Source organism: Sphingobacterium paramultivorum, from assembly GCF_014109745.1.
Classification (GTDB): domain Bacteria; phylum Bacteroidota; class Bacteroidia; order Sphingobacteriales; family Sphingobacteriaceae; genus Sphingobacterium; species Sphingobacterium paramultivorum.
This window is the reverse complement of record NZ_CP058555.1, coordinates 3,539,871-3,557,588: the sequence shown is the minus strand read 5'-3', so window position 1 is coordinate 3,557,588 and position 17,718 is coordinate 3,539,871. Positions and strand designations below refer to the sequence as shown.

Genomic DNA, 17,718 nt, shown 5'->3' with positions numbered 1-17,718 from the left:
TTAAAACAAATAAGATGTTAATAGAAAATAAAAAAATAGCCATAATTGGCGGTGGAATTGGAGGCCTTACGTTAGCTCGATTATTACAGTTAAAGGGGGCTGATGTAGCCGTTTATGAGCGGGATTTAAATCCTGAAGTTCGTGTACAGGGCTCTACTTTGGATCTTCATGAAGGGGCGGGACTTGAAGCGATGAAACGCGCAGGATTAATAGAAGAGTTCTATAAATATCATCGACCGACTGCGAGTAAGCTGCGTATTGTTGATCAGGATCTCATCGTAAAATTTGATGACCATGATGAAGAGCAGTCAGTCGCCGAAAATCGGCCGGAAATAGACCGAGCCCCTTTGCGAGATATCTTATTGAATGCTTTGGAATCGCATACCGTTGTTTGGGATAGTCAATTCGTTGGAATGGAAAGATATGGTGAAGGTTGGTTGTTGCATTTTAAACATGCAGTGGATGCATATGCCGATCTGGTGATCGCAGCAGATGGGGCAAATTCAAGAGTACGTCCTTACTTAAGTCATTTAACGCCTATATATTCGGGAATTACATTGGTTGAGGGAAATATCTATGATGCTGAAAAGAATGCTCCTCATCTTTTTAAATTGGCTAACGGTGGTAAAGTGATGGCTTTTGGAGCGGAACAATTTATCGGATATGGTACAAAAGGTGACGGTTCAATGATGTTTGTTGCAAGTACAAAGATTCTAGAAGATGATTATAATAAGGCTAGAATTGATTTTAAGGACAATAAGCAAGTATCGCAATGGTTTAAAGATCATTTCCCTGGATGGACCACGGTTTGGGATGAGTTTTTTGTGAATGACAATGTACAGTTTATACCCCGTCCCCAATATTATTTTGCTCTTGATCAACACTGGGAAACACAGACTAACCTTACAATGATCGGAGATGCAGCTCATCGCATGCCGCCATTTGCTGGTGAGGGGGCGAATGTAGCAATGCAGGATGCCTTCGAGTTGGCTGAATGCCTGACAAATAGGAAACATGAATCTTTGCTGGAAGCATTATCTTATTTTGAAAAAGATATGATAAGAAGGGGGGCAGAAGCAACACAGGATACATTGGAAAATAGTGATCGCATGCATTCGGCTACTGCTTTATCTGTCATGCTGGAATTTTTTACCCATCCATCGGGGGATTAACAACCTTAAATTGCCTAAAGCTGTATGGAGCAACAAAGGGAGTTTCCAGAAAAAGAATATTTATTTTTTCTGGAACTTCACAAGCAGTAAGCTACCGAAAATAAAATAAAGTATCAGAACTAATGTGCTGCCAAGTGCAAAACCATTGCTAAAAAGTTTATCTAGCCCGTATTTATGATGAAACAGACCGATTCCGACTATACATTGGCATAGTGCATAACAAATATTTGCCGTTGCCGTATAACCAAAAAGCCCCAAGAAGCGAACTTTTGTTATTCCAAAAATAAAATGGGGCATCGCGTTCGCGAGCAATACAGCTATACTAAAATCGATAAAGTTCATAATTTTATTGTTTTTTCGTGATTCATAAAAAATGAGACCGCCGGTATTTCGAAAGCAAAACACTTTTCATGCTGAACGATATCAGCTAATGTTTCGCTTTTAAAAAAATCAATTTTTAAAGGTCTTATGTCTTTTGGATCGAACTTTAACGCAATATTCGCCTGTCGGAATAGGCCATTGTCCAGTGGAGTTAAGGCTTGGTCCTGAATAATTATTTTATTCAGGAGTTGATTGATATCTTTCGACAGATGGAGAAATTGACTTGGAATATTCCAGTGATCACAGGGGTGGCAAACAACCTCCAAGTCTGGTGCATTGCTTCTTCCAGGGATTATTTTGGTGTGAGTTTGAACGCCGATATGGTTATGTTGGAAAGCCAAAGGTTGATGTGTATACATCATGCTACTGAATAAACGACTACCGATGCAATAGATCTGGCTACTCATTACATTTGCGAGAAATAGGACTGTAGGCACTTTAAATTGCTTTTGGGTTTGACTGATGTAAAGTCTCCAATTACTCTGTAGAGGTGACCCATATAAGGATTTTAAATGATATAGTTTTGCAGGGCCGAAATGGCCATGGCGGTAAGTTAGCACTGAAAATAAAACATGGTCACCGATAAGATCGAGGGCAATTCCTGAGGGGACGAATTGTTGAATTTTGGCGAGAGGTACCATCCAGTTTAAATAAACTACATGGCTAATTTCACTTTTCAATTTTATTGCTGAAAAGGGTTTGGTAAGTATAAACTTTGTTTTCCTCAAGAATAGACTATTCAGAAAGTTTTCAATGCTTAATGTAAACTTGTTGAGTTTGACAGCGCGAAATTCTTTTTCTATTAATGACATGATAACAAGTTGAAAATCTATGAATTGCTCTGTGGTTCAACTTAAAATTTTGCTGGGCAGCTTATATCTATTTTTTATGCCTGCGAGGACTTTCTTGTAGTATTTAGTTTTATTGGTTTCGTCAATAACGACAATTTCAACATCGTTTGCTTGAAGTAATTGCATTTTATCTTTGGAGAGTGCATACCATTTTTTAGTTGTATAATAAAAGAGTTGATTTTCAATAAAGGCGCTTCGTCTATAATACTTATTTCTGGCGCGATAGGTTAGCAGCCACCAAAGGTCTATTTCTACAAAATCAAGCGATAGACCTAGAATGTGGATATCCTGTGTGAAAAATAAATCAATCCAGGATTGGAGTTTAGTATCCTTTTTTCGGCTTAATCTTTTAATTAGTGCAGCCTTGTAGACCGTTTGTGAATTATAATTTGTCCCATTAACCACATAATCCCTCATTTTTTGCAATTGACCACAGTAATGTTCATAACCTAGGTTAATGGAAGATGGATTTAGGCAGTCACCGTGTATATGCCAATAGCTCGTGTTGCCGATTTGGTGTTTACGAAATACACTGTAGGTCGTTTCACGGATTAAGCCGGTATTTGCTGTGGCGATTTCTCCTTCTAAACTGAATTCATAGTTAGTGGTGATTATGTTTTCGATCGAAAGATCCCGAATTAATTGGTGTATTTCGTTTTGATTGATTTGAGAGACGCAATCCGATATATAGGTTTTAAGTTCTCTTTCATTAATATGTTTTTCTCGAATTGCGTTCAGGAATATTTCCTCATACAACATAGGAAAAGGTTTTTGTCCATTTTCTAATGAGCTCACTTTATACTTTTCTTTGATTTTGTGTAGCAAATCACTCCAGCTTATTCCTGGTGAAATATTATTAATGTCGTTTCCGACTAATAAAGCAACCTTGTTCATTGTATTATATATCAAGATTCACGCATGTAAAGTTAAATGACGATGTCGATCAATCGCATTTTTGGATGTAACATATAATCTATTGAATTTAGATTTCTCTCCTACGAATTTAATAAAAAATCGTAGGATTTATGTCAACTAGATTTGTGATGGTATTGTCTGCAGGGCCATGGAAGCAATATAGTGTAAATTGAAACCTCTGTAAAAAATGATTATGTCATTGCGATGGGCGGATCAGTCAGATATGTTGTTTTTATTCGTCAAAAAAGGCTAGGCGAACCAACTTCCTAGCCTTCACGGTATAACTCATCCTATATGCTATAACAAACAAATAACAAAGCAGTACAGGAAATGTTTGATGCCTCGTCAATGATGTGAGGTCTGTTGTGATATGGCTTGACAATGATATCACGGTCTTGGTAACATGTTCCCTCATAAATTTCAGTAATATTTTGTTGTGTTATTGTCTGCTTTTGAGGGGACTATGAAGAGTTAGTCCTGTTAAACTCACTTTTGGTGAACGCGTACACCGAAGAAAATTCTGTGTAATATTCGGTATCTGTAACCTACCGCTTACATCCAGCTAATAGTCCGTTCTGCGACAGAGGATCACACTTAACTTTGTATAAAAATAGAAGCTAAATGACGATTGATAAAGTGTGTTTCCCTTTTTTAATACACAATGGCAATTTTTTTAGCGTAGAAACAGGTTAAGTCATAAAAAAGTTCGTGATATGGAAATTAAAGAAAACAAATTGATCGGTGTTTCTTATAGAGATACACCAAACAAAGGTGGAATTATTAAACCCGTTTATATTATTATGCACTACGATGGTGCATCCAATGCAACGAGTGCAATTGATTGGATGACTGATTCCCGGAGCAAGGTCTCCGCCCATCTTCATATCAGCCGTGATGGTGTTATAACGCAATTGGCCCCATTTAATATTAAATGTTGGCATGCGGGCCTTAGTACCTGGGCTGGTCAAAGAGATTTGAATAATTGTAGCATTGGAATTGAATTGCAAAATAAGGGTACGGAGAGCTACACCGAAAAACAGATTAATGTGGCGATAGCTGTGTGTAAAACAATTGTCCGTACTTATTCAATTCGGGAGATTTTGGGGCATTCGGATATTGCGCCTGGAAGAAAGGAGGATCCAGGGATACAGTTTCCCTGGGAAAAATTTAAACCGTTAACAAAAGGAAGTTATAATGGAATTACTTGAGATTTTGGAGAAATTGATTATCCCTGTAGTGACAGCTGTAGGGGGGTATTTTGTTGGAAGGCCCAAGCAGCAAGCTGAAGTGGAGGCAACAAATGTTGAGAATGCCGGAAAGGTAATTGAAAAATGGGAAGGATATGCCAATAGATTAGAGAAAGATATTGAGCAATTACGGACGATCATTGAAGATCTTAATGAAGGGTTACGTTTGGCAAATGACGAACGTACGTCTTGCGCTAAGACCTTAGCGGATTTGCAAGTGAAATATGATGATCTCATGAAACTTTATAATAGGTTACAGATTGAATTAAAGCGCGTTAAAAATGAAGAATACACTACAGGTAATCGCAATGCTGCTACTGGTTAGCAGCTGCGGTTTGTTTAGAAAGGTTGAGAAAACCAAGGGATCACAAGAGTTTGGTGTCAAAGAGAAAAATACCAATTATGCTACTATAGCACAGCACACGGAACATATACAAATTGTTCGATCAGATAAAGAGGCTTTGGTAACAGATGAATATGTGATGCAAATTGAAGGTGAAGGGATCCAGATTATGCAGGATGGTGCTTTTCAGCTACGTAAGGGAAAAGTCTATACGAAAAAGGAACATTATTCTGAAAAGCTGCAGCTTGAGAGTAGGTTCGATACCAATTGGAAAGCTCAGAAGGTAGAAAGTCGTCAACAAATTGAAACGAAAATGGAGCTACGCAAAGCACAATCAAAAGAGGTTTCAAAACCAGCGGTGTCAAGCCTTCTTTATTTTTTAATGGGTTGCGGTGTATTGGTCGGTTTGATTATTTGGTGGATAAAGAAACGTAAGTTTGTTGAGTCTTGGTAGTTTCCGATTAAAAAATGTTACTATTATTTTTAATGCAATTCAGATAAGAAGCACAAAATAGTCCTTGAGTATTTAAAATTCAAGGACTATATTTTTGGAACCGGGCAGAATTGCCGAATTAGCAGAGCTGGTGTGATTGTGCAAATAATACTAAACCCCATCGAAATGCCTGTCAATAAGGTAATAATTGGCAATCTGTTTAATTTCCTTTTTGAAATCACGATAGAGGTCAAATTGATTGCAAGCACAGATGATAGATTTCTGTAATGTGTCATTATTTATTTTTAAATAAGGGCCAAGTTCCTTATATATGCTACTTTTTACTTTTGTTTTTAGATTATCTAATTTTTCCGGCTGAAAAATACGTAGAACAACGGCGATAGCTTTGTAACGATGCTGAATATCCTTATAATTGATATATTCACCCATAATCTGTTGAGAAGGTATACCCACAAATTGACAATAGCAGTCAATTACTTGACTGATTTTGGAAAGGTCAGATTCATATATCTTATCGATGGATTTTAGTATTTCAGGATGATTTTCTTTCAAGAAACTCATGATGAATGAATAATATAGTGAGTTCATACCTTGTGAGCTATTTTTGTCGGTTATTGTACTGCTTTCTTCTTTTCTTAAATTACTGTTGTGTTTTTGTCGTTGATGATAATCTACTGCGTAAACAATGTGCTGTCTAGGGTGTTGTGTCATGAGCTGTTCCATTTTCTTTTTATCTTTAAGTATGAACTGATTCTAGTCTCGCTAATTGCAAATCCAGTGAATAGCTAATTTACTTACTACCCTGTTCGTCTATTCTATGAATTTAATATAGTCTATTGATGTTAAACAAAGTTAAACAAATTTGTTAATCAAGCAAGTTTATTCGAAGCTTATTTTTACTTTTTATATGAAAATATAAACTTATTTGTTTAACTATAATTTGTTGGTAATTAGGTTTTTATTGTTTTATTTTGATTGTCTGTTTGTTTAGGTTTAATAAGTTGTGTAACTTAGTGTCAGATTGTTATATATTTGTGTAACATTTGTTAAATACCCGATCGACTATGGAAACTTATCCAAATAATAACTTTGAAGTTTTACGCTTGGAGATGCGCGTTACCAACCGTGAATTCGCGTCTTTATTGGGGGTACGCGAACAGGTGTACTCGCGTATTAAAAAAGGAGAGTATCCTATTGGACTTACGATGAAAACACGTATTCAAGCAGCTTTTCCTCAGGTTCAGTATGACTGGTTGTTATATGGAAAGGGTGAAAGAGTAGAGATAACTCCTTTAATGCACCCCGACACGATAGCAATGCTTAGTATTGGTAACGGTAAGTCAATAGGGTATTTTTCGGAGGACGTCAAGTTTATTGACGAAAATAAAAATAATATATTTTTTGAAGTTTCCCCAGGACGATATTTGATGCAGACAAAACTTGTGACAGAGAAAGCTAAAGCCGGGTATTTGTCTGGCTTTTCTGATGCTGAATATATGGACGATTTACCGGCACATTTTATTACGGTCAATGAGTTTCATAAAGGTGCCTATCGTTCTTTTGAAGTTAGTGGTGATAGTATGACCGATGGAACCGATGCAAGTGTATTGGACGGCGATATTGTGACGGGACGTTTGATTAAAAGGGAGTTATGGCAATCAAAATTTCATACCCACAAATATCGTTATTGGGTTGTTGTACATAAATATGAAGGAGTTATTATCAAAGAAATTGCTCATCATGATGTCAATAACGGAATTCTTACCCTTCGTTCGCTAAATGCTGATAAAACAAGATACCCGGATTTTGAAGTAAGTTTAGATGATGTTGACCAAATTTTTAATGTTGTAGATATTAGCCGTTCGCTTTAGGAACAGCCTAACTCATAATATGATCGTTTTGGTGGTTCGTCTCTTCATATCAACGTTTATAGGTGGACCTTTTTGTTTCGGCTATATGTGCGATAAATTAATCCAATCGCCCGCTATTAAATTGAAAGTTCTCCGTATCAAGTCTTTATGTGTTTGCTAAAAAATATAGAAATAAAAACTAATATAATTAGTTTTTATTTCTATATTTGACTATAAATTGAACGTATGCGGACATGTTGTTGCGTGCTGTCTTGGCGCTCCTAGTATATATTTAACGTTAAGAAGGCTGATAACGTGACGAGAATATTGGTTGCTCATTATTCAGGCATGTCCGTGGCGTTCAATTGAAATAATAGGTACATGTGCGTAGGTTGTCAGGGCGGGGTTGAGGCATTTTTGAATAAATCGAACTATTTACTAAGTTGTACCTATGGACTTACCATTTACTAATCATCATATGTTTATTTTTGAAGCCAGGTTTTGAAATCTGGCTTTTTTATTTCTTACGCTATCAATTGTTGTTAATTTTAGTCTTTTACAAACCTTACATCGGTTATTTTATAGGAAAAATTATCTTTTTCCCGTTCATTTTCAGGTTTTTCCATTTCACTGTAGTGAACGGTTCCCTTCATCTTGAAGGTTGTATGGGAATCTAGATTGATTTTTTCTCCCTTATCGTCAAATACATAAAAGTTCTTAAGCGTATAATTTTTCTGATCTGCGGGAATTTCAAATAAAACATTGTTTTTTTCTGTCCCTACAGGTAATATAACGCTGAATGCAGTGAATTTTTCAGAACTAAATGCATGGGATTTAACTACGAAATTCATGGCCATAGTTTTTGATTTACCTGATGAGAATGTAAAGGATGGTGCATCAAATTCACCTGTTAACGTAATGGTTTTGTTTTGATTGTCATAGTTTGATTCGATAGCTTTTACCGTATCGACAGAACTGCCATTGCAAGATGTGAACAACGCTATGGCAGAAGATACTAACAATGATGTTGAAATTAAGTGTTTTGTTTTCATGGGGAAAAATTTCATTAATTGTATATTATTTTGAGCATAACATACTTCATACTGCTATGCCCCTTTTTTAATTGTAAAGACCCTTTTTATTGATAGACAACTTCTGCTCATTTATGTTTTGGCAGTTTCTTGAAGATTTCTTTGAATCATCAATATACATGCCTTCATGATGATTTAAGCTCACATTCAATAACATCCGTTGATCAATTTTTATAAAAGTAAGGTATTGAGGAAGAGGTTTTAGCACTTGATTTAAATTCGGGGGGAATGAATTTAAATTCGCATGCCTTGGGCTTTTTTTCGTCTATAAGAGATAGGTAAATGATAAACTCAAGTTTTATTTCGGCGGAAATGTCTGTAGACAGGTTGTAATGGATTTGATCTTATACTATTAGCCCAATGTTATGATCAATTTTTTGATTTAAAAAAGACCAAGTTAATAACTAAACAAGTGAGTGTAAGTAAAGAAGAGCAAGTTCGGATGTTATTCCAAAATACCCAGGGTTTTTCAAAGGCGTCACGTGCAAGTCTTAACGATTTTTCTGAAGATATCGATAGGTCTATCGAGGCTAATTGATTATTTAAGGGTACATTTTGCGTGCCTGTAACCACAATTACACCAATAATATAGCTTAGGCATGCTGCTAGGATTAGATAAAATTTTGGTGAATACAGATCAAAAAATAATATGGTAGCCATGAATAACAAAATTGGTGTGCCTAGAAAACAGCAGTAAAAAGCTGAGTTTAGTATTTCTTTATTGATATTTTGCATGGCCATCAAAAAGGCTTTATCGTTGAGTTTATGTAGACCTAAATTGACCGAAAAGGTATACGAAAAAAACAAACCTGATATGATAGCCGAAAATATTGTTGCCAGCGCTAAAATAATGTCTTGCGATTTCATGTCTATATTTTTTTTGATGTACAATGTTTTACTGAACTTAATTGTCTAGATGTTCTAATTTATCAAAGCATTGTTTTCTTATAGCAAATATTTCGAAGAAGTTGAGGCTTAAAGAAATTACACACTTTCGTTGAGCTCGCCCTTAGACAATACAAAAGTTGTGATAAACAGTGAGTCAATATAGAATAAAAACGACAGTAACCTACTTTTTGTTAAATGATGTTGGAGTTGTTCCTGTGAAAGTCTTAAAGACACGAATAAAGTGCGATTGGTCGGAGAACCCATTTTTATAAACAACTTCCGTTAGCTTTTGGAAATCTTTGCTATTAAGCTGTTTCAAAGCGGCCTGAAACTGTACCATTTTAGCGAATTGTTTAGCTGACACCCCAGTTTCCTTGAAAAACCTTCTTTCAAAAGTTCGGATGTTCAATGCTTCTTTTTTTGCAATTTCCTTAATAATGATTTGGCCCTTTTTTTCGATGATTTCGAGAATTGCTCGCTGAATCGAAAAATCTATGTTATATTTCTTGCTATCGAAAAAGCTGAGGAGCGATTGTGTTAATAGTTGGATGCTGTTTTCAGCGTTTGAAGATGAGGATAATGTACTGCTTAGTTGGTGGAAGGCTCTATTTGAAGGAGCATCTAGATCATAGCAGCCGTCGTTTATGCTTTCGGGCGAGATACCCCAAAATCGGCGTAATACAAATGGGTAAAATTGAAAAACGATAATCTGAAAAGGTCCTGTTACATCTATTGAAATCGGTTTTATTGTCTGACCATAGAGAAAAATCGTCGGCATCTTTTTATCATGAGGCTTGATTGTAAAATCACCATAGCATCGTTGAAACAATAGACCGGGGTAACCATCAGCATAAAAAGGTAAGTTTACGCGATCATTTTTCTGACTTTCAAATACCAGGATCGCCTTTACGAATAATGTAATGGATGTATCAGGGCTGATAATTTGAGAATTCATCAATTAACTTTGTTGGTTTTTGATTACGACCTGTTGTACGTTTAAATATACTGAAAAATCTATTATAAGGTGGAGTTGCCCTAAGATTTTCATTAGCGGATTTGTAATATCATGGTATATCTAAATTCTACCCATGCAAGCCGACTTATTTGAAATAAAAAAGGGGATTTTTTCTTCTCACCTGAAATAATTGTGCATGTTCCAGTAATTTAACATAATTATTTTGCCAATAATTGGCAATCCAATTTGAATCCAATGAAGGGTTGTAATGACTCAGGTCACTTTTTAAAATGACCGAATCCACTGCTGTCCCAACATTCCAAATGCTTATTTTGCTGTAACGTCCCCTGTAGGGAGGAGTATAACATTTAATAGCCTGCACGCAACTGTCAACCGAGGGATAATCATAAGTGTCGAAATTATCCAATGTTGCAATGCTGATTTTCTGATAATTGCACATGCTTGTTGTGCGAGTTACAACTAAAGAATGCAACGGCGAGTAGTCCCAGCAACAATTTCCAGGGTAAGTTTATTCTTTTTATGCGAAGCTGTTGTTTGAGGTAGCTTATGTAAATTAAATGGTGTAGTTGTATTATATTGAATGACTTATTAAGCTTCTGTTTTCGTTATCTGATAACAGCGATTGTAGTGGGTTTAAGATTGGTCGGGTTGTTATTATATCATATAGACCGATTTTTTGATTGTGTTTAAAGTTGACCTGATCCCTAAGGTTAGCTTATTGTATACGAGCTTGTGTTCAGGTCGGCTGCTGAAAGCGTTTTTAGAAGTTCTCTAGCTGCGGCGCTACCTGCACGGTTTGCACCGATTGTTGATGCTGATGGACCATAACCCACGAGGTGAATTCTTGGTTCTTTAGCGACCATGGTCGCTAGTCTGCCTGCCATTTGAATGCCGCCCTGTTTTTCTTTTGGTAGCACTGCGTCTAGATGGCTCAATGAACTTTTAAAACCTGTATTCCAAAGTATAACATCTGCTTTTTGTTCTGTTCCATCGGCCCATTTGATCCCCTTTTCGGTTATTTCTTGAAACATTGGAAAACGTTGAAGGACACCCCGTTTTTCCATCTCCTGGATTTCTGTAGAATAGGGGAGGCCCGTAACGGAAACGACAGACAAAGGTGAAAGCCCTAATCGTACACGTTCTTCTACCATAGCAACCGCATTATGGCCAGCCATGTCATCAAATGGCCCCTCTCTGAATAAAGGCGGTCGTCGTGTTACCCAGGTTGTCGTTGTAACCTGGGAAATTTGGTCCAATAGCTGAATGGCGGAAATACCAGCTCCGACAACAATAACATGTTTGCCACGAAAATACTCTACAGTTTTAAAATCCTTTGTGTGAAGTTGCTCGCCCCGAAATAATTCTGCACCTGGATAGGTAGGAATATAGGGGTTTTCCCATGTTCCAGTGGCGTTGATAATACCGAGTGCTGAGAAAAGAGTTTCTGCCGTATCGATATGAAAGCGATCTTGGTACATGTAGACTTTTTCTACTTTAGCTGGTCGATATACTTGAAGTTCAAATTTTTCTTCATAAAGTTTAAAATAATGGGGAACAGCGGTGTTGGCTTGAACTTCCGCCCCTTTTGTTGATAAAGTCTCCTCAAACGACATGCCGGGCAAATCGTGTATTTTATTGACTGTACTTAAGGTAAGGGAGTCCCAGCGAAATTGCCAGGCTCCTCCGGGTGCAGAGGCTTCATCCAGGATGATAAAATCCGGCCCGATTTTAAGTCCGAGCTTCTTCAAATGATAAGCAGCAGAAAGTCCAGCCTGACCCGCACCAATGACTGCAATTTTTGTTTTGTAGCGAATGTTCTTTATCATACGAGAGCGGAGTTAACGCCAACCAAGTTCGGGAGCTACGTGTTCCAAAATGGCTGAAAGAATGTGGACATTGTAGTCGACCCCTAGCGTATTTGGAATTGTCAATAATAGCGTGTCTGCTTCCTGTATTGCTTCATCTTGCGCTAGTTCTTTCACGAGTTGATCTGGTTCTGCGGCATAACTTCGCCCAAAAATCGTCCGCTTGTCCGATTCGATTAACCCAATTTTATCTGTTTTGTCAGCCTCTTGCCCGAAGTAATAACGATCTAAATCATCGACCAGAGCGAATATGGATCGACTGACCGAAACGCGGGGTTCACCAGGGTGCCCTGCTTCCTTCCAGGCCTCTTTGTATAAACGTATTTGTTCGGCCTGCTGAATATGAAAAGGTTTGCCATTTTCATCATATTTCAAAGTGGAACTTTGCAGGTGCATCTTGTTTTGAGCAGCCCATACAGCCGTGGCATTCGATGCTGCTCCCCACCAGATACGATCACGTAACCCTTCCGAATGGGGTTCGAGTCTCAGCAAACCGGGCGGGTTTGGAAACATTGGATAGGGATTTGGTTCAGCGAAACCAATTCCTTTAAGTTTTTCTAAAAAATCCAATGCTTTTTGCCTTCCCATATCAGCATCTGTTTCGCCCTCGTTGATATTGTAACCAAAGTAACGCCAACCATCTATTACTTGTTCAGGCGATCCTCTGCTGATGCCGAGCTGCAATCTGCCCCCGGAGATTAGATCTGCAGCTCCCGCGTCTTCCACCATATAAAGGGGGTTTTCATAGCGCATATCGATGACACCGGTGCCGATCTCAATTTTTGAGGTTTTGGCTCCAATGGCCGATAATAAAGGAAAAGGAGATGCTAGCTGATTCGCAAAATGGTGTACACGGAAATATGCACCATCTATGCCTATTTCTTCAGCAGCTACTGCTAGATCGATGGATTGCAATAAAGTATCGCTTGCGGTCTGCGTACTATATGCGGGATGCTTGGACCAATGGCCAAAAGATAAAAAGCCTATTTTTTTCATAAATCACAATGGGATTTGATGTCAATCAAATTTAATAAATGTTGCGATTATTTCGGTAGTTTACATTGTCCGATGGGTGTCAATAATATATGGTTTGAATGAATTTGCCAAATGAAAAGTAGGCTGTGGCTCAAAAAGAGTAATTTTATGTATTATTCAATTGTATAAGTGATTCAGGATGATGCTTTCAGACAAATTATTACAACAGATCGAGTTTATTAAGGAGATCGATAAGATTAAATATATCCAGCGCAGGACAAAACTTTTCAATAGTGACCGTCCCGAAAATGACGCTGAACATAGTTGGCATCTTGCCCTCATGGCTCTTGTACTTTCAGAACACGCAAATCAATCAGTGGATTTATTGAAGGTAGTCAAAATGGTATTGATACACGATATCGTCGAAATTGATGCTGGTGATACTTTTATCTATGATACCGAAAAAAATCATACCAATACAGGTGCGGAGCGTTTGGCAGCTCAGCGGATTTTTGGAATTTTGCCTGGGGAGCAAGCGGAGGAACTCATTGCGATCTGGGAAGAATTTGAAGCTGGTCAAACGCCAGAAGCACAGTTCGCGCGAGCGATGGATCGATTGGAGCCACTTTTACAGAATAGTTCCAATAATGGTGGAACCTGGAATGAACCTGGTGTAAATTATGAAAAGGTTTATGCAAAAAAATCTGTCATTAAGGATGGCTCAGCAGTATTGTGGGGATATGCAGAAAAATTGATCGATGCTGGAGTTGCTCGAGGGATTCTCAAAAAGGGAAAGTAGTTAGGATACTGATCAATGGCCAGCAGTAATCCCGATACTATTGCTGACCATTGTGGTTTTATAAATATACATTAATCGTCATCATCCTCTTTTTTTTCGCTTACCTTTAGGAAGGCGGCTCTTTTTGGAGCTGGAGCGGATTCACCTTTAAGTCCCTGCCATAGAATTTCATTGAATACCAAATCAGGCACAGCGTCTTCTTTCGACCAATCATATTTGTCACTCCATATAGCTAATTTCCCTTTACTTGGATTGCGCTCGTTGAGATCTACATTTGCGTCGATATGGTCAAATGGAGTATAGTCGGGGCTAGTGCTAAACGATCGCCACATGGGTGTTGCAGCGGCGTCGTATTGCGTCATGGGTTTCATTCCTAAAATCAGCTCTATTGTTCTAATCATCCCTGAGGTTGAATACATGGTGTGATCTACAGATCTTCTTTTTACATAGGGACTAATCAAATAGGCCGGACTACGGTGTGCATCCACATGGTCAGGACCATTCTGGGCATCATCTTCCAGTATAAAGATCGCAGATTCTTTCCATATTGGACTCTTGCTGATATGATCGACAAACATCCCAACAGCGAGGTCATTGTCCGCTACATGTGCATAAGGGGACTTTTTGCCGGCACGCATCCCTTCCGTATGGTCATTGCTGATTCGAATGGTTGTCAATTGGGGCATTTCTCCTTTTTGGATGAGTTGATCAAAATCAGCTTTCCATTGTCTTATACGTGTGGTGTCGGCAACACTCAAGTCATAACTTGTATATCCAGTGGCAACATGCCCTTCCAAAGATTTTACGTTAGGTTTTCCTTTGTCTGCGAATTCACCATAGGTGCGATAAGATACCTGATGTCGCTTGGCATTATCCCAAATAAATCCGCCTTTATTGTTGGCTATTTCTCGTTCCCCTTCTCCTCCATAAGTACCGCCGCGACCGCCATAGCTTGATGGCCAGGTTTTCTCGAGATAGTCGGTGGCATAAGCACCCATACTCCAATTGTGCCCATCCGCACTAACTTCCGCATCGACATAGAAATTGTCTAGAAGTGCAAATTCATTGACAATTTTGTGTTGATTAGGTGTGATTTTTTCGCCGAATAAACAAAGTGAAGTGTCTCCATTTCCTTGTTTAACATCACCTAGAACTTGATCGTAGGTACGATTTTCTTTGATGACATAAAATACGTATTTGATCGGAGAGGGTTCTCCAACTTTCATTGGGATAGGGTTGCCGACTTCACCCTCTGTTTGCAGCTCCTTTTCTTTCGAATAGGGCGTATTCCGGTATACCGCACGAGAATATAGGGCGAGTTCTTCTGGTTTAGGATCGTGTATAAAGCTTAGCGTTCCCCTAAAAAGACCAGCAATATATTGTATCTCTTTTGGTTTGTTGAGGTCGCCCGCATGACGATCGACTTTTTCCTTTTGGTCTGTCGGATTAGGGCCTTGTGGATTAGCTTTGGATGATAAGCCTTTACCATTTGTAACCAGAATTGTTTTACCGACTACTTTTACATTCGTTGGATACCAGCCCACTGGAATAAATCCTTTCGAAATAGATCGGCCAGGCTTACTTACGTCGAATACTGCTAAACAATTGTTGTCTGCATTGGCTATGTAAAGGGTTTTATCATCTGTGGACAAAGCAACACCATTGCTGGTCGATCCACTTGGAGCATTAGGATACAATGCCGCATTCAATGTTTCTACCACTGCGCCTGTTTTGGTATCGATTATGGATACCGAGTTGTCGTTTGCGTTGGCGACAAAAAGCCATTTACCATTTTTACTAAACGTAATTTCATTTGGGTGGCTACCTACAGGGATTTCTTTGGTTATCTTATTTTGTGTAACATCCCATACTAAAATCTTTTCTCCACCCCAGACACTGATATAGAGTTGTTTTGCATCAGGTGTTAGCTGACAGGTATAACCCTCAGCTCCCAAATCATAAGTTGCTTTCGTTGCTTTGGTTTTTAAGTCTACCACATATAGTTTTTTATCTTCTCTGGTGACGGTGTATAATTGCTGTTTGTTTTTATCATCTACAGCCAATCCAGCTATCCCTATTTTATTGGGCCATGGCTTGCCAAGAACAATCGAATCTTTGAATGCAATTTTTTCACCGTTGATCTTATAGATCCTGATCATGTTATCATGTCCTCCAGAAGCATACAGTGTATTATCATCGCTCGAAAAGGCCAATCCATACCAAGATTTTGGTATAGCAATACTATCGATTTTTCGTTGTGAAGCTAGATCGATAAGATCTATTGTTTGTGTACTTTGTCCATTGTTGCTGACAGCTGCAAGCTTTTTATGATGATTGATAACTAAGTTCAGTGGTAAATCTCCGAGTTCTATTTGTTTCCCAACAGGGGTTAGTGTCCAACCATTTGGTAGTCCAACTTTATTGCTTTCCAAAATTGGACTAATCCTATTTTGTATATTGTTTTGACTGAACGTGAGCTGCGAGGTTGCAAACATGCACGTTGTCAAAATGAATGTTCCTATTCTTTTCATGGGACATATTTACGAAATTGAGTAGTCAGACTAAATAGGAAGCTTCAAAATTAAAGAAAACTTAATATTGGACCGCGAACTTAGCGTAGGTTATAACGCGTTGTTTTTTAATATGGTCAAGAGCCTCTGAAAATCTGTTTGCAAAAAAAAAATAATATATGACAGAAAATTTAGTATGAAATTCTCTTGTGTAATTGTTTATAGCAAAAGCTGATCGGTTTATAGGTAAAAGTCTGTTGTTTACCGATGGAAATTGTTCTTTCACCGAAAACTTATGATTTTTTTAAGTTTATTTTTTGAAATTGGATTGATAAACTATTCAATCTTTATTTATGATACACTTCTTTAATTCATTGGTAATTTTAACTATAGTAGGATTGATAACCATCTCTACCAACGTGAAAACCAAAGATTCCCAGGCCAATATTGGAGACACTATGATAGAGTATAAATCTTCAATCAATCGCGCTATTAAGCCCAGTATCCTACACAATATGCGACAAGATAAGGTTCGACTATACATGGATTACAAAGATTCTATTTTGTAACATTGACTTTCTTATTTGAAGTGACTGTTTTATTTTTTGAAAAATATAATTTTTAAATTACTTTATTGTTATATAGATTAATTTCGTATATTGAGTTATATTGAAAATCAAGAGGGTATGTTAGGGTGTCTGTTCTGTTTTGCAGCGCTCTAGCGCAATTTCCATCTTTGTGAAAGCCTATCTTTTTAAATTGATTATTCTTAAATAGCTTGTTATGAAAAAGAAAAGTTCGTCGTGGTTTTTTTATGCCATTATTGCTATTGTCATTTGCGTATTTCTATTATTGAATCTGCCTGAACTTATTCAGGGATTTATGAACGGTTATAATTCAGTTATCAAATAGCAACCTGGTGTTTACCGTTTAATTTACCATACTTACCGAGTTTTTTACTGTGTTTATCTAAATTTTGTAGCTGTTGCACGCGCTGTATTGTAGTTTAGAATGAGTAAATAGAATAGGATTAACACCGTATTTCTTGAATTGAACTTAATCAGATCTAATGAAACGAGTCGAAATATTTAAAACCAATATTTATCGAATGAAGGATGCACAGCGAATTGTTGCAACTCTTGTCAGCCTGTTTTCCTCTTATAAAATTAATTTCGATCTTGACGATGAAGAACGTATTCTAAGAATTGAATCTTCACAATTGGAAATTGAGACCAACAGCATTGTTAGAAAGATGTTTGAGTGGGGTTATCGTTGTGAAAGAATCATTTAATTATGCTCAAAAAATAAAAAACTAACAATTATATTAATTTTCATTGTAAATTGTGCTGGTAATTTGTTGAACAAAACTGTTGGCAGGTCTTAGGGATATTATGTCGAATA

The 17,718-nt window shown here is 37.5% G+C and carries 19 protein-coding genes; 8 read left to right on the top strand and 11 right to left on the bottom strand.

Annotation, left to right across the window (positions count from 1 at the left end):
• The first annotated feature begins 14 nt into the window (after positions 1-14).
• The gene (locus HS960_RS15040) at positions 15-1,172 is read left to right on the top strand and encodes an FAD-dependent oxidoreductase (protein ID WP_182329889.1); all 1,158 of its coding nucleotides are present in this window, start codon (positions 15-17) and stop codon (positions 1,170-1,172) included.
• A 60-nt stretch (positions 1,173-1,232) separates the two neighbouring features.
• Here HS960_RS15040 and HS960_RS15035 read toward each other — a convergent pair whose 3' ends face one another.
• The 3 genes from HS960_RS15035 to HS960_RS15025 are packed head-to-tail and all read right to left on the bottom strand — an operon-like array spanning position 1,233 to position 3,298.
• Positions 1,233-1,514 (bottom strand): hypothetical protein, encoded by a 282-nt coding sequence (locus HS960_RS15035; protein ID WP_075991365.1) that lies wholly within the window; start codon positions 1,512-1,514, stop codon positions 1,233-1,235.
• A complete protein-coding gene (locus HS960_RS15030) occupies positions 1,511-2,365 on the bottom strand; it encodes a DUF2071 domain-containing protein (RefSeq protein WP_159729750.1) in 855 nt (284 codons plus the stop codon). Before HS960_RS15030 ends, HS960_RS15035 begins: the two co-directional genes overlap by 4 nt.
• A 36-nt stretch (positions 2,366-2,401) precedes the next feature.
• On the bottom strand, positions 2,402-3,298 hold the full coding sequence (locus tag HS960_RS15025) for an SIR2 family protein (protein ID WP_182329887.1): 897 nt from the start codon (positions 3,296-3,298) through the stop codon (positions 2,402-2,404).
• A 734-nt stretch (positions 3,299-4,032) separates the two neighbouring features.
• Here HS960_RS15025 and HS960_RS15020 point away from each other — a divergent pair.
• Genes HS960_RS15020 through HS960_RS15010 form a run of 3 tightly spaced genes read left to right on the top strand, consistent with a single transcriptional unit; the run spans position 4,033 to position 5,363 of the window.
• Positions 4,033-4,527, top strand: coding sequence for an N-acetylmuramoyl-L-alanine amidase (locus HS960_RS15020; RefSeq protein WP_153848471.1), 495 nt, complete (start codon positions 4,033-4,035; stop codon positions 4,525-4,527).
• Positions 4,514-4,891: a hypothetical protein gene (locus HS960_RS15015; RefSeq protein ID WP_153848472.1), complete on the top strand. Its 378-nt coding sequence runs from the start codon at positions 4,514-4,516 to the stop codon at positions 4,889-4,891. The genes HS960_RS15020 and HS960_RS15015 overlap by 14 nt, the downstream gene beginning before the upstream one ends.
• Positions 4,848-5,363, top strand: coding sequence for a hypothetical protein (locus tag HS960_RS15010; protein WP_153848473.1), 516 nt, complete (start codon positions 4,848-4,850; stop codon positions 5,361-5,363). Before HS960_RS15015 ends, HS960_RS15010 begins: the two co-directional genes overlap by 44 nt.
• 150 nt (positions 5,364-5,513) lie before the next feature.
• Here HS960_RS15010 and HS960_RS15005 read toward each other — a convergent pair whose 3' ends face one another.
• The gene (locus tag HS960_RS15005; RefSeq protein WP_153848474.1) at positions 5,514-6,086 is read right to left on the bottom strand and encodes a hypothetical protein; all 573 of its coding nucleotides are present in this window, start codon (positions 6,084-6,086) and stop codon (positions 5,514-5,516) included.
• Between the two features lie 341 nt (positions 6,087-6,427).
• Between HS960_RS15005 and HS960_RS15000 the strand changes: the two genes are divergently transcribed.
• Positions 6,428-7,234 carry a LexA family transcriptional regulator gene (locus HS960_RS15000; RefSeq protein ID WP_153848475.1) on the top strand — a complete coding sequence of 269 codons (807 nt, stop codon included), beginning with the start codon at positions 6,428-6,430 and terminating at the stop codon, positions 7,232-7,234.
• Between the two features lie 527 nt (positions 7,235-7,761).
• Here HS960_RS15000 and HS960_RS14995 read toward each other — a convergent pair.
• The 6 genes from HS960_RS14995 to HS960_RS14970 form a co-directional block, all read right to left on the bottom strand.
• Positions 7,762-8,265 carry a hypothetical protein gene (locus HS960_RS14995; protein WP_182329885.1) on the bottom strand — a complete coding sequence of 168 codons (504 nt, stop codon included), beginning with the start codon at positions 8,263-8,265 and terminating at the stop codon, positions 7,762-7,764.
• Positions 8,266-8,673: 408 nt separating this feature from the next.
• On the bottom strand, positions 8,674-8,964 hold the full coding sequence (locus tag HS960_RS27165; protein ID WP_394353595.1) for an anthrone oxygenase family protein: 291 nt from the start codon (positions 8,962-8,964) through the stop codon (positions 8,674-8,676).
• 409 nt (positions 8,965-9,373) lie between these two features.
• A complete protein-coding gene (locus HS960_RS14985) occupies positions 9,374-10,147 on the bottom strand; it encodes a helix-turn-helix domain-containing protein (protein ID WP_153848478.1) in 774 nt (257 codons plus the stop codon).
• A gap of 145 nt (positions 10,148-10,292) precedes the next feature.
• Positions 10,293-10,607: a hypothetical protein gene (locus HS960_RS14980; RefSeq protein ID WP_182329883.1), complete on the bottom strand. Its 315-nt coding sequence runs from the start codon at positions 10,605-10,607 to the stop codon at positions 10,293-10,295.
• Positions 10,608-10,878: 271 nt separating this feature from the next.
• Positions 10,879-11,994 (bottom strand): NAD(P)-binding domain-containing protein, encoded by a 1,116-nt coding sequence (locus HS960_RS14975; protein WP_182329880.1) that lies wholly within the window; start codon positions 11,992-11,994, stop codon positions 10,879-10,881.
• A gap of 12 nt (positions 11,995-12,006) precedes the next feature.
• Positions 12,007-13,029 carry an LLM class flavin-dependent oxidoreductase gene (locus HS960_RS14970; protein WP_182329878.1) on the bottom strand — a complete coding sequence of 341 codons (1,023 nt, stop codon included), beginning with the start codon at positions 13,027-13,029 and terminating at the stop codon, positions 12,007-12,009.
• Between the two features lie 178 nt (positions 13,030-13,207).
• Between HS960_RS14970 and HS960_RS14965 the strand changes: the two genes are divergently transcribed.
• A complete protein-coding gene (locus HS960_RS14965) occupies positions 13,208-13,807 on the top strand; it encodes an HD domain-containing protein (RefSeq protein WP_227550356.1) in 600 nt (199 codons plus the stop codon).
• Between the two features lie 71 nt (positions 13,808-13,878).
• Here the strand turns inward: HS960_RS14965 and HS960_RS14960 are convergent, their stop codons facing one another.
• Positions 13,879-16,338: a glutaminyl-peptide cyclotransferase gene (locus tag HS960_RS14960; RefSeq protein ID WP_153848482.1), complete on the bottom strand. Its 2,460-nt coding sequence runs from the start codon at positions 16,336-16,338 to the stop codon at positions 13,879-13,881.
• A 762-nt stretch (positions 16,339-17,100) separates the two neighbouring features.
• Between HS960_RS14960 and HS960_RS27025 the strand changes: the two genes are divergently transcribed.
• Together HS960_RS27025 and HS960_RS14955 are read left to right on the top strand one after the other, a co-directional pair.
• Positions 17,101-17,229: a hypothetical protein gene (locus HS960_RS27025; protein WP_256602545.1), complete on the top strand. Its 129-nt coding sequence runs from the start codon at positions 17,101-17,103 to the stop codon at positions 17,227-17,229.
• A 157-nt stretch (positions 17,230-17,386) separates the two neighbouring features.
• Positions 17,387-17,608: a methyltransferase type 11 gene (locus HS960_RS14955; protein ID WP_182329876.1), complete on the top strand. Its 222-nt coding sequence runs from the start codon at positions 17,387-17,389 to the stop codon at positions 17,606-17,608.
• The last annotated feature ends 110 nt before the right edge of the window (positions 17,609-17,718 follow it).

Coding starts and splice junctions, on each gene's coding strand:
- HS960_RS14970 (WP_182329878.1), bottom strand. CDS start 13,029: ATGAAAAAAATAGGCTTTTTATCTTTTGGCCATTGGTCCAAGCATCCC.
- HS960_RS14960 (WP_153848482.1), bottom strand. CDS start 16,338: ATGAAAAGAATAGGAACATTCATTTTGACAACGTGCATGTTTGCAACC.
- HS960_RS15040 (WP_182329889.1), top strand. CDS start 15: ATGTTAATAGAAAATAAAAAAATAGCCATAATTGGCGGTGGAATTGGA.
- HS960_RS15015 (WP_153848472.1), top strand. CDS start 4,514: ATGGAATTACTTGAGATTTTGGAGAAATTGATTATCCCTGTAGTGACA.
- HS960_RS14985 (WP_153848478.1), bottom strand. CDS start 10,147: ATGAATTCTCAAATTATCAGCCCTGATACATCCATTACATTATTCGTA.
- HS960_RS14965 (WP_227550356.1), top strand. CDS start 13,208: ATGATGCTTTCAGACAAATTATTACAACAGATCGAGTTTATTAAGGAG.
- HS960_RS15010 (WP_153848473.1), top strand. CDS start 4,848: ATGAAGAATACACTACAGGTAATCGCAATGCTGCTACTGGTTAGCAGC.
- HS960_RS14980 (WP_182329883.1), bottom strand. CDS start 10,607: ATGTGCAATTATCAGAAAATCAGCATTGCAACATTGGATAATTTCGAC.
- HS960_RS14975 (WP_182329880.1), bottom strand. CDS start 11,994: ATGATAAAGAACATTCGCTACAAAACAAAAATTGCAGTCATTGGTGCG.
- HS960_RS15000 (WP_153848475.1), top strand. CDS start 6,428: ATGGAAACTTATCCAAATAATAACTTTGAAGTTTTACGCTTGGAGATG.
- HS960_RS14995 (WP_182329885.1), bottom strand. CDS start 8,265: ATGAAAACAAAACACTTAATTTCAACATCATTGTTAGTATCTTCTGCC.
- HS960_RS14955 (WP_182329876.1), top strand. CDS start 17,387: ATGAAACGAGTCGAAATATTTAAAACCAATATTTATCGAATGAAGGAT.
- HS960_RS15030 (WP_159729750.1), bottom strand. CDS start 2,365: ATGTCATTAATAGAAAAAGAATTTCGCGCTGTCAAACTCAACAAGTTT.
- HS960_RS15035 (WP_075991365.1), bottom strand. CDS start 1,514: ATGAACTTTATCGATTTTAGTATAGCTGTATTGCTCGCGAACGCGATG.
- HS960_RS27165 (WP_394353595.1), bottom strand. CDS start 8,964: ATGGCTACCATATTATTTTTTGATCTGTATTCACCAAAATTTTATCTA.
- HS960_RS15020 (WP_153848471.1), top strand. CDS start 4,033: ATGGAAATTAAAGAAAACAAATTGATCGGTGTTTCTTATAGAGATACA.
- HS960_RS15005 (WP_153848474.1), bottom strand. CDS start 6,086: ATGGAACAGCTCATGACACAACACCCTAGACAGCACATTGTTTACGCA.
- HS960_RS15025 (WP_182329887.1), bottom strand. CDS start 3,298: ATGAACAAGGTTGCTTTATTAGTCGGAAACGACATTAATAATATTTCA.
- HS960_RS27025 (WP_256602545.1), top strand. CDS start 17,101: ATGAAAAAGAAAAGTTCGTCGTGGTTTTTTTATGCCATTATTGCTATT.